We start from the raw sequence: 12,637 nt of genomic DNA on the forward strand, positions 1-12,637 counted from the left end.
TAAATAGGTAAAAAATGTCAGGACATTACGAAGCTCCGATAAGGGAACCTCTAATTATTGGTCACAAAACTTATCACGATATCACAGAAGATATTGCACGACCTATCGAAGAAAGAGCAGGTAAATTATGGTGGATCTCATTATATGCTGCGCTAGTTCTCTTTCTCTATGGATTCGGATGTATCGCTTATACTATCGGGACAGGTATTGGAGCATGGGGGCTTAACAGAACTATTAACTGGGGTTGGGACATCACCAACTTTGTATGGTGGGTAGGTATCGGTCACGCCGGAACCTTAATCTCAGCAGTATTATTATTATTTAGACAGAGATGGAGAATGTCTGTAAACAGATCTGCAGAGGCGATGACGATCTTTGCGGTTGTACAGGCAGCAATCTTCCCTGTAATTCACATGGGTAGAGTTTGGGTTGGATACTGGGTATTCCCTTTACCAAACCAATTCGGTTCTCTTTGGGGGAACTTCAACTCTCCTCTACTTTGGGACGTATTTGCGATCTCTACGTATTTCTCAGTATCAACTGTATTCTGGTTCATGGGATTAATCCCTGACTTTGCAATGATCAGAGATAGAGCTAAAACTCCTTGGACGAAGAAAATCTATACATTCCTAGCATTCGGTTGGGGTGGTAAAGCAAAACACTGGCAGAGATTCGAAGAGCTTTCTTTGGTTCTTGCAGGTTTGGCAACTCCCCTTGTATTCTCAGTACACACAACCGTATCTTTTGACTTCGCAACTTCAGTTATTAAAGGATGGCACTCTACAATCTACCCTCCTTACTTCGTAGCTGGTGCGATCTTCTCAGGATTCGCAATGGTACAGACTCTATTGTTGATTGCTAGAAAAGTGTGTCACTTAGAAGAATATATCACAATGTATCATATCGAAATTATGAACATCGTAATCGTTCTTACAGGTGGTATGGTAACGGTAGCTTATGCTACTGAATATTTCATCGGATGGTACTCAGGATCTAGATTTGAAGATTTCACATATCTTTCTCCAGGTGCTGCAGTAGGACCTTACTGGTGGGCATTCTGGGCGCTAATTACTTGTAACTTGATTGTTCCTGCATTATTCTGGTTCAAGAGAGTAAGAACAAATATTATTGCTACATTTATTATCGCGTTAATTATTAACATCGGTATGTGGTTTGAGCGTTTTGATATCATCGTTATCAACCTTTCAAGAGATTACTTACCAGGATCTTGGACTATGTTTAAGCCAACGATCATTGATGTGGGTGTATATTTAGGAACAATCGGATTCTTCTCTGTATTATTCTTACTATACGCAAGAACATTCCCTGTAATTGCACAGGCTGAATTAAAATCGATTCTGAAAATTTCAGGTGAAACTTATAAAGCAAAAGAAGGAGATGAGCACCACTAAAATTGTATACGGACTTTATGCTGACGACGACGATTTAATGAACGGCGTTAAAGCATTCAACGATAAAGGAATCGCAATAAACGAGGTTTACACTCCGTTTCCGGTTCACGGACTAGACAAAGCTTTAGGGTTAAAGAAAACTAGAATTTCTGATGCTGCTTTCTTCTATGCTCTTTATGGTGTTACTATCGGTGCTACGGTTACCTGGTATGTAATGAATCATGACTGGCCTCAGAATATTGGTGGTAAACCAGCTTTTGACTGGGCTCACAACATGCCTGCATTCGTAGTTCCTATGTTTGAATTAATGGTATTCTGTGCTGCTCACATGATGTCTTTAACCTTCTTAGTTAGAAACAAAATGTATCCAGGGGCTCCGGCTCAGAACCCAGATCCAAGAACTACTGATGATAAATTCATGATGGAATTTGTAACTGAAGATGTAGAATCTGTAAAGCAGTTGCTTATTGAAACTGGAGTTGAAGAAATAACTGTTAAAGACGCTTAAAATGAAAAAGAATGTATTAAAAATTACAGCAGTTTTAGGTTTAACAACAGTTTTACTTAACTCTTGCGGTCCAAAAGAAAATACACCATTGGTATACTTCCCGGATATGTATTTTCCGGTAGCTTATGATCCATTGATGAAAGCGCAGGATGCTTATTCAGATCATGAAAATGAAATTCCCGCTTTTGTTAAAAACAATGGAGCAACAGGTCTTTCTCCTGTAGAAGGATCAGTTCCTCAGAATAAGGACGGAGTTTTTGAAGAAAGTTTATTACCAAAGAATGTTGACCAGTATAACGCAGGATATGATGCTTCTAAAAAGCTTAATGCTTCTCCTCTAAACCCAGCGAATGCTGCTAAGGATATTGAAAGAGGAAAAGTATTGTTTGATCATACTTGTGCTGCATGTCACGGAACAGGAGGTGATGGACAAGGACCTATCGTACAAAGTGGAGCATTCTCCGGAGTGCCAAACTATGCTGACAGAGAAATTACTGTAGGATCTGTTCATTATGTATTAACAAACGGTAGAAATGCAATGGGATCTTATGCGGGACAATTGAACGCAGGAGACAGATGGAGAGTAGCAATGTATGTGATGAGTGCTTTCAAAAAAGGAGCAGCAGCACCGGCAGCAGCTACAGCGGCGGCACCAGCAAAAACTGAAACGACTACCGAAACTAAAAAATAAGAAAAGAAATGTATAGTTTTTCACCAAAATTAAAATCAACTTCTATAATACTTCTTGTTGTAGGTTTAGTTCTTTTCGGTATTGGTTTCTTTTTGAACAAAGGAATTTCTACTGAGAAAATAGAACAAATGATGGAAGCTGTTCATGCTTCAGGTCACGACGCTCCTACACACTCAAGTGAAATGGTAGGACCTCAGGATCACGCAGCTCATTTAGAGCACACTGAGCTTCAGGTTCACAACCAGCCATTGGCATCGCTGCACTTTGTAGCTGTCTTTTTCTTTGGAGTAAGTTGCGCTGTACTGTTTTTCTACTGTATTCAGCACGCAGCTCACGCAGGATGGCCGATTATCATCACAAGAGTAATGGAAGCCATCGCTTCTTATATTCCTTATGGAGGGGCTATCTTGATTATCTTGATGATCTTAAACATCACTCATAATGGTCATTTATTCCACTGGATGGACCCTGAATTGACAAACCCGGATTCTCCGCATTTTGATGTGATCTTATTCGAAAAGAAAAGATTCTTAAATATTCCTTTCTATGCTATCAGAACGATCATTTACGTAGCAGGTGCTTCTTTCTTCGCATGGAAACTGAAAGCTCAGTCTAAAAAAGTAGATGAGACTAAATCTAAAGTTGAATATCAATTCCTTTACAGATGGGCAGTAGGATATATCGCATTCTTCGGATTTGCTTCTGCAGCTTGGGCTTGGGACTGGTTGATGTCTATTGACCCTCACTGGTATTCTACAATGTATATCTGGTATTCAATGGTTAGCTGCCTTTCAAGTGGTATCGCTGTAATCATTCTATTAAGTGTTTATCTTAAGAAAAATGGTTTCTTACCACAGTTCAATGACAACCACTTACACGATTTAGGAGTTTTCCTTTTCGCAACAAGTATGCTTTGGACATATACATGGTTTGCACAGTTCATGCTATACTGGTATGCAAACGTTCCGGAAGAGGTAAATTACTTCTTCGGAAGATTCCAACACTATGGTACTACATTCTTACCAATGCTTATTGTAAACTTCTTATTACCATTATTGGTACTAGTGAGCAGCAGCATCAAGAGAAATTACAAAGTAGTAACAACAATGGCGGTTGTAGTTATTTTAGGTCACCTTTTAGATTACTTCAATATGGTAATGCCGGGAACGGTAGGGCCATACTGGAAAACTCCTGAAGTGTTCTTATTAATTGTAGGTGCTGTATTATTTGTTGGAGGATTGTTTATGTTTACTGTACTTTCAGCTTTATCTAAACTGAAGTTGATCCCTACAGGAAACCCTTACCTACACGAATCTGAAATTTATGAGTATCCTTTCTAAGGACTTGTAACAAAATAAAATTATAAAAGACTGATTGTTAAACAATCAGTCTTTTTTTTTGCATGTTAATCACCAGGCAACCATTCTGAACTTTTTGCGTCTCTATAATGAGATGACTAACTAAACCAAATTCTTATTATGAAAACAAAATTTTTCCTTTACTCGCTATTCATATTCCTGTTCGGCTTGATCCACGCTCAGACGATCACTTTCGTTTCTGAAAAAAACAATCAGCCTCTTCCAAGAGTTTCGGTGTTTGGAAAAGACGGAAGCATACTCGCATTTTCCGATATCGATGGAAAAATTGATAAACAGGCGCTATCTCCGGCTCAGGAAAAATTTCAGCTGGTTTATAATAATTTTCCAGTGGCCACATTATCCTATTCAGACTTTGATCAGCCCGTCATTAAAATCAATGATCAGGTAAAGGAAATTGAAACCGTGGTTATCAAAAATAATAAACCGGCTAAATACATTATCATCAAAGGAAATTTTAACGCCTATGTCACAGTAAACAATAAACTGAATAGTTATACTGACGGAATTGTAACTTATATTTTTGATAATAAATCCAAAAAACTGAAAAACACCAATGTTGAACAATACAGGGTTTTCAGACTGACAGATTCTAAAAATGAGAAAAAAGAGACTTCCTCATGGGATTATGGCAATTCTCTTCAGCTCCCAAAACTTAAAAATGTAGGAAATCCCGAAGAATATAAAACAAAAAGAAATACAATTAAAGAATTAAAAGGCGAACGGAAAGATCAGATCGAGGTAACTGATGCAGCACTTCAGGAAAAAGAATTTTCGTTATTCGGATTTCGATTCTATGATATCAGAACCATCCTGAATATGTCTTTCGAAAAAGGATCAGAAAAAACACTGAAGGATTTTCTGGAATATAATGAATTAGCTTTTGTAAAGCTGAAACATAAAAGCGAACCAGATTATAACCAGATCATTCTGTATAATAATTTTTATCCTACAGAACTTAGCTTCAGTAATGACAATGATGTTGAGAAAGTAAAATTTGATAAAGACAACAGCAATTACAAAATACCCTACTGGCAAGATCCTTCATTCCCCAATATGCAGACTATTTTCAGCAGCTTTTTCAAAGGAGATCTAAAAGAGCAGCCTAAAAAACAATAATGCGCTCTAAATGAATATCAAAGCAGCATTGAGATTTCCGGGAGAAATAATAAAATGAGCCTGAAAACATAAAGTAAAAATAAAATCCAGTATTAATAAAGGTTTTATTAAATTTGCAACAAACCAAATAAAAATGAAAAAGTTTTCTTTTCTACTTGTTTTCAGTCTGTTGCTTTTTACAGCATGTAAGAAAGATCATGTAGATGCTACGAATACTAAAACACTGCAGTCAAGTATCAATGATATGACTTCCAGTTTACCTACCATTAAGCAGATTAAGTTTAATGAAGCTCTTTATATCCTTAAGACATTTGGTGTAGAAGCTGATGGCGATATCAATGAGCTTAAAGCGCTTGGAAAACTTATCAACGGGAAAAAAGTTCCCGAAGTTATGGCACTTGCAGACGAGGTTGCACAGAAAAACGGAATAGAATGGGCAAGTACTGACCCACCATCGCTTGGAGAAATGAATATCTTTGGAGATGATAAAGCCAAAGAAAGCGATCCTAATGACGTTAAGGCTGGCTCATTAACCCTTATTACAACCCCTACAGGAGATGACGGATCTGGAGCAGCTACTGCAATTCAGATCGTTCCAAGACTTGTGGATGCGGCTGGAAAACCTGTAGCCTTCACCGGAGCAGGTCTGGAAGCTACATTGGAAGTCTTCAGTAACGGAGTAAGACTTGCTACGGCAAAGAACCTGATGCAGGATAATAATTTTAAAGGATTCAACTTGAAGTTCTCCTCTATTCCTGCAGCAAAAGTAGTGGACAACAAAATTGATATCACAGTTTCTGTAAAAACAACTGCCAAGACTTTCAAAATGTCAAAAATCGGGCTTGATGTAAATGCAGCTGCTCTGAAAGTTCCCGCAGTTCCAAAAACTGATACAACCGCTGTACCGGAACAACCAAGTGCTGTGATAGATCCAAATAATCCATCAGCTACTCCCGGAACAACGACAGATCCAGCAACAGCTACTCCAACAGCTCCAGCTGCACCAAAACAGCCAACTGCAGATCCTAAAAATACCGTAAGTAAATTTTTGAACAATGTAAGTTCTCAGAATCTGAAAGCAGCTTATGAAACAGCCAGCAATCCAAGCTGGGGAAGTTATGAGTCTTTCTCAAACCCTACTTCAGGTTTCGGATCTGTAAAAAATGTAAGTGTGAAAAATATTACAACAAACGGAGCCACTGCAAACGGGGCCAGTGTAAACGCCACTTATGATGTAACGGATAAAAGCGGTAAGACGACTTCTTTAAAAGTAACTTTCGGGCTTAAAAATGTAAACGGAGACTGGAAAATTTCCAGTTATAAAATCAATTAATAAATGGCTTCAGCAGAACTGATCAAAAAATTAGAAGAAACAATTGAAAATATCCCTGATTTTCCGATTCCGGGAATACAGTTCAAGGATATTTCGCCCATCTTTTTAGACCCAAAACTTTACGAAGATGTTATTGCTGATCTTGTTACCTTCAGTAAAGGAAAAGTAGATGCAGTCTGCGGAATAGAAAGCCGTGGTTATTTGTTTGGGATCGCCATTGCTGTAGCATTGGAAGTTCCGTTCATCCTAATCAGAAAAGCGGGAAAACTTCCACCTCCTGTCATTTCAGAAAAATATGATCTGGAATATGGAAGCGCTATTATCGAAACTCGTGAAGGACAAATAAAACCAGGACAAAGAGTTTTGATTCACGATGATCTTTTAGCAACAGGAGGAACCACTGAGGCGGCGGCAAAATTGGTAGAAAAACAAGGAGCTACTGTTTCCCAATTCAGCTTCCTTATCGGCTTAAAAGGCTTAAATGGAGATGAAAAACTGAAAAAATTTGGTGCAGAAATCTACCACATTTTAAATTATTAAGAGTTTACCCTAACAATATATTTTGACTCCGCTCAGTATGCCAACCAGTACAAAACTGTTTCTCATACTGAGCGGAGTCGATGCTTTTTACAGTAAATAAAAACAAATTCACAACATTTATACAATAATCGCAATAAAGTATTTTGTAAATCTCTCAGAAACAATTAAATTTGCATTTCAATTTTTAAAAACTTATGGCAAAATTGGGAAAGAGTGCTCAGAACGAGCAAGAAGGTAAAGAAACAGTTGAGTTCTTTAAAGACCTTGATAGAGAAGCTTTAAACACTGAAAGATTTGTTGAAAAATATTCAAAGCCACTAGGTTTTGTATTTGGAGTATTGATTTTGGGAGTTTTAGGATTCTTTGCTTACAAGCAATTTGTAGTTGCTCCGAAGAACACTGAAGCTGTGAAAAGTTTCCTTTCTGCTCAAAAAAGCCTTGCTGAAGGTAAAGATAAAGACGCTTTGGGAGGAAAATCTGCAGCTAACCCAGGTTTTATAGGTACAGCTAATGAATATTCTTCAACTGAAATCGGTAAACTTTCTTCTTACAACGCTGGTTTATTAAAATTCAAAGAAGGAAAATATCAGGAAGCTTATGATCTTTTAGACAAGTTTTCATCTGACAACAAAACATTAGTAGCAATGAAATTCGGAGCTATGGCAGATGCAAAATCAGGTCTTAACAAAAACGATGAAGCTTTATCTTTATTAGACAAAGCAGCTTCAGCTTCTGACGATCCTTACACAACCTATTACTTCACAAGAAAAGCGGGTATTGTTGCTTTAGGATTAAAGAAAAATGCAGAAGCTAAAAAATACTTCTCTGCAATTGACGAGAAATATCAGGACTACGACAACGGAATGTCTGATTCTTATATTGAAATGACTAAATATTACTAAAAAATGGCAACAGTTAATCTTTCGGATTACAAGCCACTTCATATAACTAATGCCGAAGAATTTTCTATCGGCATTGTTTTTTCTGAGTGGAATGATTTTGTAACGTACAATCTTCGTGATGCAGCTTTGGAAATTCTTGAAAAAGAAGGCGTAAAACCTGAAAACATCAAACTTTTCCCTGTTCCCGGAGCTTTTGAATTAAACTATGCAAGCATGCAGCTATGCAAAGAAAGAAAATATGACGCAGTAATTTCTATCGGATGTGTAATCCGCGGAGAAACGCCACATTTCGATTATGTATGTTCTGCAGTAGCACAGGGAATCAAAGACTGCAACATCATGACTGATACTCCTACTATTTTCTGTGTATTGACAGATGATACAAAAGAACAATCTATCGCAAGAAGCGGTGGTGATCTTGGAAATAAAGGGGTAGAAGCAGCTGTAACAGCTCTAAGAATGATTGATTTCAAAAAGAATTTATCTGATAAAAAAGGAAATATCGGTTTCGGACATTCTTAACCGCAGATCAACCTTAACCAACACACAGGGACTATTTTTAATAGTCCTTTTTTATTGGGATAATTATAAATCTAAAATCTTACTAATAAACGGGATGTTTTTGTTTTTTTCCATCAAAAGTTCTGTACAAAAACTATCTTTGTGAAACTAATATAGACAGTCAATACATGTTTTTAAAAAAAATAAAGCCGTTCCTATATTTAGGAGTTTTCTATCTTATTATTTCATTGATAATAAGAACAGTATTCTTTTTTCATCCCATTACAACAGCTAGTTTTGGATTTTTCGAAATCGTAAAGGTTTTGCTGATAGGTCTGGTGAATGACATTTTCGTTTTCATTCTCGCCAGTTCTATTCTCGCCCTCTACTTCCTCTTCCTTTCCAATTCAAAATATAAAAAACCTTACGGCTACATTATTTTTGGAGCACTCGTTTTATTTTTTCTTTATATCTGGCTTATTCCGAATAATATTTTCAAGCAATATGGTGGTTCTGTAACGGAAGTAGCCCTTGTTTTTGTAGGAATAAAGACTTTTTTCTTCGGAATAATGCTATTCCTTCCCACACAAAGGATCAAAATACGCAATACACTCTATTTCATAACATTATTATTATATGTTCTCCTGATTATTTTCAACGGAGTAAGTGAATATTTCTTTTACAATGAATTTGGAGTACGCTATAATTTCATTGCAGTAGATTACCTTATCTATACAAATGAAGTCATTGGAAATATCATGGAAAGCTATCCTGTTATTCCATTATTTTCTGGCATCATGATCGTTACCCTTACCATCACGTGGTTTATTTATAAAAGAACAAAGGATGAACTGCTGGAACTTCCGGATTTTAAGCAAAAAATGGTTCTTTTGGGAAGTTTTATGGTACTTGGTGCTCTTAGTTTGCTCGCAATACCCTCTCTAATGCAGATTAAATCTGATAATGTTTTTGCAGATGAAATTGAAGCCAACGGAATTCCAAAATTCTATTGGGCCTTTACTCATAATGAGCTGGATTACTTTCAGTTTTATTCGCAGATCAACCAGCAGCAGGCAGAAAAAAATTTCCTAAGCCAATATCCGCAACAGACCTTAACAAGAAATATTGTTGCTGAGCAGCCTGATATGAAGAAAAATGTAGTGTTGATCTCTATTGAAAGTCTTTCTGCAGATTTCATGGAACATTATGGAAATACACAAAAAATCACTCCGTTCCTGGACAGCCTTGCAGAGAAGTCGATGATGTTCACCAATCTGTATGCTACCGGAAACAGAACGGTACGCGGACTGGAAGCTTTAACATTGTGTATTCCTCCAACGGCTGGAGAAAGTATCATCAAAAGAGACGATAACAAAAATAAATTCACAACCGGAAGTGTTTTCAAATCCAAAGGGTATGATGTTAAATTTTTATATGGTGGTTACAGCTATTTTGACAATATGCAGGACTTCTTCAGTGGAAATGGCTATGACATTGTAGACCGAAACAACTTTAAACCTGAAGAAATCAGTTTTGCCAATGTTTGGGGGGTTGCTGATGAAGATATGGCGAAAAAAGCGATTCAGGTGATGAATGCTGAAGCTAAATCAGGAAAACCATTTTTCAATCACTGGATGACTGTTTCCAATCACAGACCTTTTACTTACCCTGACGGAAGGATTGATATTCCCGGGACAGCAAAATCCCGTGAAGGGGGTGTAAAATATACGGATTACTCCCTGAAATTGTTCTTCGATATGGCCAAGAAACAGGATTGGTATAAAAACACCGTTTTTGTCATCATTGCAGACCACTGTGCATCGAGTGCCGGAAAAACCGAACTTCCAATGGATAAATACAGAATTCCTGCTATGATTTTTTCAGAAGGATTTATTCAGCCTCAGAAGTTTGATGCGTTGATGTCTCAGATAGACCTAATGCCTACCCTTTTCGGATTATTAAACTTCAGTTATCAATCTAAATTTTTGGGTCAGGATGTCTTCAAACAGGAATTCCAACCTAAGGCTTATGTTGCCACTTATCAGGATCTTGGGTTTATAAAAGATGGGCGATTGACCATTATCTCACCGGTAAAAAAGGTGAAGCAATATTCTTTAGAACTTGAAAAAAGTGATCTTGCACCGGCATTTAAGCTGTATTACGACGAGAAATTATTAAAAACAGAAGATCCAAAACTGGTAAATGATGCTGTATCTGCGTATCAATCTACCTCTTATTGGCTTAAAACGAAACAACTTAACAAATAAAGATTTAAATATTTTACCGCTATAGTTTAGCGTAAAATATTTAAATTAACCAATAAATTTATTAGTATGAAATGGACAGACGACAGAGGCGGAAACGTTGATGACCGCCGTGGTTCCGGAGGCGGAGGTGGTGGTATGATCGTAGGTGGCGGACTTGGAACTTTAATTATAGCAGCCATCGTATTCTTTTTGGGAGGTGATCCATCCGGTATTCTGAATTCCGGCAGTATGCAGTCTTCAGGAAATCCTACCGAGCAAAGAGATCTTACTACCGGTGAAAAACAGATCGGAGAAATGGTCAAAATGATGGATGCATGGAATAGCCAGACCTGGACCCAGATTTTTAAAGAAAATGGGATGACTTATACTGATCCGGGGATTGTTCTTTTTGAAAATACAACTTCTTCAGCATGTGGTACAGCTCAGTCTGCTATGGGTCCATTCTACTGCCCAGCTGATCAGAAAGTCTATATGGATATGAGTTTTTTCGGTGAACTGCAGCAAAGATTCGGAGCAAAAGTAACGGAATTTACAGTAGCTTATGTTTTGGCCCATGAAGTAGGACATCATGTTCAGACTCTTTTAGGAACAACACAAAAGGTAGATGCATTAAGAAGAAGCGGAAGATATTCTGAGGCTGAAATGAACAAAGTATCTGTTGCTACAGAATTACAGGCAGATTTCTATGCCGGAGTCTGGGCAAAAAGAACCAATGACAGCAAACATATTCTGGAGCCCGGAGACATTGAATCTGCAATAGATGCAGCAGAAGCTGTAGGAGATGATAATATTCAGAAAAGAGGGCAAGGATATGTTAACCAGGAAAGCTTCACTCATGGATCATCCGCACAACGTAAAGAATGGTTTATGAAAGGCTATAACACCGGTGATATCAGACAGGGTGATACTTTCAATCAGCTTTTGAAATAATACTGAACCATTAAGAGTAGTTAAAAAATTAAGTATCATTAAGATAAAAGCTAAAGCTATTGATAAGCAGTATGCTTTATCATCTGTAAAAGATGAATCTTAATTGATCTCAGCCATTTCTATTTTCTTAATGTTTTAAATAGCATACAAAATAAAATGCGGTTTCAGAGTGAGACCGCATTTATTATTTATTGCAATTCGATTGGGTTAGAATTTTTCTTGGCTTCTTCTTTTACCCTTTCTTCCATTCTTTTCTTAAAATCGCCAGGATTTTGATTTCCTCCTCCTCCAGGTCCTCTTCCTCCCCCAACTCTCACTGTAGTCGAAAATCCACCTTGTCCGCCGCCACCTTGATTCATGAATGACATAGGGTCACTAATAAATTTCTGCTGCTGCTTTAAATAATCTGTTCTTTTCACTTTCAACGTGTTTCCAAACTGGTTTAATGTCGGAAGTTCTGGAATCTTATAGTTTTTCATTAAATCAAAAGAATACTCTCCTTTATCATCTTCTACTTTTACAATCAATCCCGGAAGACCTCCAAACTTATAGGGTCCATCCTGATAAGGAAGATCAGTGGTAAACCATGCAGTCCATCTTCTTCCGCCAAAGTCTGCTTCAGCTTTCTGAACTTTATATTCTCCTATTTTTCTTGTCTCCGACTCAATTTTCCAGTTCAGAGGTCTGTCTTCTTCATACGAATAAACATCACGCCCAATTCGGTCTTTAAAATACGTCTTTTGGTTCTTTTTATCCTTTTCTATAGAATAGTTGATATTCGTCCTCAAGCCTTCCATCTGATCTCTGTTGATGCTTCCTCTTCCCCCTCCTCCCTGAAATGCTTTTTGCATGATAGAGTCTCTTTTGATCCTGTTTTCAGAATAAAATACAGATTTTTCGGAAGAAATATCCAGATATGCATTTTCTGTTTTGATATCTGTTTTGTTTTCTGCATCCGGTTTCATAGTCACCTGATACACAAACCTGTTTGTCTGTGCAGAAACATTCTGGATGAAGAGTGCCAATGCGATAATACCTAATTTTTTCATTTATATTTT

Annotated in this window: 12 protein-coding genes; 11 read left to right on the forward strand and 1 reads right to left on the reverse strand. The window is 37.3% G+C overall.

Features of this window, described 5'->3' with window-relative positions; translation table 11 throughout:
- Nucleotides 1–14: 14 nt before the first annotated feature.
- The 11 genes from nrfD (at nucleotide 15) to DBR39_RS09915 (ending at nucleotide 11,579) form a co-directional block, all read left to right on the forward strand.
- Complete coding sequence (nrfD, locus tag DBR39_RS09865) at nucleotides 15–1,412, forward strand: NrfD/PsrC family molybdoenzyme membrane anchor subunit (RefSeq protein WP_034724187.1); 1,398 nt, start codon at nucleotides 15–17, stop codon at nucleotides 1,410–1,412.
- Nucleotides 1,399–1,920 carry a DUF3341 domain-containing protein gene (locus tag DBR39_RS09870; RefSeq protein WP_047398786.1) on the forward strand — a complete coding sequence of 174 codons (522 nt, stop codon included), beginning with the start codon at nucleotides 1,399–1,401 and terminating at the stop codon, nucleotides 1,918–1,920. The genes nrfD and DBR39_RS09870 overlap by 14 nt, the downstream gene beginning before the upstream one ends.
- Before the next feature lies 1 nt (nucleotide 1,921).
- Nucleotides 1,922–2,611 (forward strand): c-type cytochrome, encoded by a 690-nt coding sequence (locus DBR39_RS09875; RefSeq protein WP_103232293.1) that lies wholly within the window; start codon nucleotides 1,922–1,924, stop codon nucleotides 2,609–2,611.
- Nucleotides 2,612–2,619: 8 nt separating this feature from the next.
- Nucleotides 2,620–3,951: a quinol:cytochrome C oxidoreductase gene (locus DBR39_RS09880; RefSeq protein ID WP_124532658.1), complete on the forward strand. Its 1,332-nt coding sequence runs from the start codon at nucleotides 2,620–2,622 to the stop codon at nucleotides 3,949–3,951.
- Between the two features lie 138 nt (nucleotides 3,952–4,089).
- Nucleotides 4,090–5,106, forward strand: coding sequence for a hypothetical protein (locus DBR39_RS09885; protein WP_124532660.1), 1,017 nt, complete (start codon nucleotides 4,090–4,092; stop codon nucleotides 5,104–5,106).
- A gap of 133 nt (nucleotides 5,107–5,239) precedes the next feature.
- The gene (locus DBR39_RS09890) at nucleotides 5,240–6,439 is read left to right on the forward strand and encodes a hypothetical protein (protein ID WP_124532662.1); all 1,200 of its coding nucleotides are present in this window, start codon (nucleotides 5,240–5,242) and stop codon (nucleotides 6,437–6,439) included.
- A gap of 3 nt (nucleotides 6,440–6,442) precedes the next feature.
- Nucleotides 6,443–6,979, forward strand: coding sequence for an adenine phosphoribosyltransferase (locus DBR39_RS09895; protein ID WP_124532664.1), 537 nt, complete (start codon nucleotides 6,443–6,445; stop codon nucleotides 6,977–6,979).
- 194 nt (nucleotides 6,980–7,173) lie between these two features.
- Nucleotides 7,174–7,881 carry a hypothetical protein gene (locus DBR39_RS09900; RefSeq protein WP_103233697.1) on the forward strand — a complete coding sequence of 236 codons (708 nt, stop codon included), beginning with the start codon at nucleotides 7,174–7,176 and terminating at the stop codon, nucleotides 7,879–7,881.
- Between the two features lie 3 nt (nucleotides 7,882–7,884).
- A complete protein-coding gene (ribH, locus tag DBR39_RS09905; RefSeq protein ID WP_124532666.1) occupies nucleotides 7,885–8,403 on the forward strand; it encodes a 6,7-dimethyl-8-ribityllumazine synthase in 519 nt (172 codons plus the stop codon).
- A 167-nt stretch (nucleotides 8,404–8,570) separates the two neighbouring features.
- Nucleotides 8,571–10,649 (forward strand): LTA synthase family protein, encoded by a 2,079-nt coding sequence (locus tag DBR39_RS09910; RefSeq protein WP_124532668.1) that lies wholly within the window; start codon nucleotides 8,571–8,573, stop codon nucleotides 10,647–10,649.
- A gap of 66 nt (nucleotides 10,650–10,715) precedes the next feature.
- The gene (locus tag DBR39_RS09915; protein WP_124532670.1) at nucleotides 10,716–11,579 is read left to right on the forward strand and encodes a neutral zinc metallopeptidase; all 864 of its coding nucleotides are present in this window, start codon (nucleotides 10,716–10,718) and stop codon (nucleotides 11,577–11,579) included.
- Between the two features lie 188 nt (nucleotides 11,580–11,767).
- Here DBR39_RS09915 and DBR39_RS09920 read toward each other — a convergent pair whose 3' ends face one another.
- Nucleotides 11,768–12,628: a GLPGLI family protein gene (locus DBR39_RS09920; RefSeq protein ID WP_124532672.1), complete on the reverse strand. Its 861-nt coding sequence runs from the start codon at nucleotides 12,626–12,628 to the stop codon at nucleotides 11,768–11,770.
- Nucleotides 12,629–12,637 lie beyond the last annotated feature (9 nt).

The organism is Chryseobacterium sp. KBW03, assembly GCF_003852415.1.
Classification (GTDB): Bacteria; Bacteroidota; Bacteroidia; order Flavobacteriales; family Weeksellaceae; genus Chryseobacterium; species Chryseobacterium viscerum.

Excerpts from the sequence above, each read along its gene's own strand:
- nrfD (WP_034724187.1), top strand. The coding sequence starts at position 15 with ATGTCAGGACATTACGAAGCTCCGATAAGGGAACCTCTAATTATTGGT.
- DBR39_RS09870 (WP_047398786.1), top strand. The coding sequence starts at position 1,399 with ATGAGCACCACTAAAATTGTATACGGACTTTATGCTGACGACGACGAT.
- DBR39_RS09875 (WP_103232293.1), top strand. The coding sequence starts at position 1,922 with ATGAAAAAGAATGTATTAAAAATTACAGCAGTTTTAGGTTTAACAACA.
- DBR39_RS09880 (WP_124532658.1), top strand. The coding sequence starts at position 2,620 with ATGTATAGTTTTTCACCAAAATTAAAATCAACTTCTATAATACTTCTT.
- DBR39_RS09885 (WP_124532660.1), top strand. The coding sequence starts at position 4,090 with ATGAAAACAAAATTTTTCCTTTACTCGCTATTCATATTCCTGTTCGGC.
- DBR39_RS09890 (WP_124532662.1), top strand. The coding sequence starts at position 5,240 with ATGAAAAAGTTTTCTTTTCTACTTGTTTTCAGTCTGTTGCTTTTTACA.
- DBR39_RS09895 (WP_124532664.1), top strand. The coding sequence starts at position 6,443 with ATGGCTTCAGCAGAACTGATCAAAAAATTAGAAGAAACAATTGAAAAT.
- DBR39_RS09900 (WP_103233697.1), top strand. The coding sequence starts at position 7,174 with ATGGCAAAATTGGGAAAGAGTGCTCAGAACGAGCAAGAAGGTAAAGAA.
- ribH (WP_124532666.1), top strand. The coding sequence starts at position 7,885 with ATGGCAACAGTTAATCTTTCGGATTACAAGCCACTTCATATAACTAAT.
- DBR39_RS09910 (WP_124532668.1), top strand. The coding sequence starts at position 8,571 with ATGTTTTTAAAAAAAATAAAGCCGTTCCTATATTTAGGAGTTTTCTAT.
- DBR39_RS09915 (WP_124532670.1), top strand. The coding sequence starts at position 10,716 with ATGAAATGGACAGACGACAGAGGCGGAAACGTTGATGACCGCCGTGGT.
- DBR39_RS09920 (WP_124532672.1), bottom strand. The coding sequence starts at position 12,628 with ATGAAAAAATTAGGTATTATCGCATTGGCACTCTTCATCCAGAATGTT.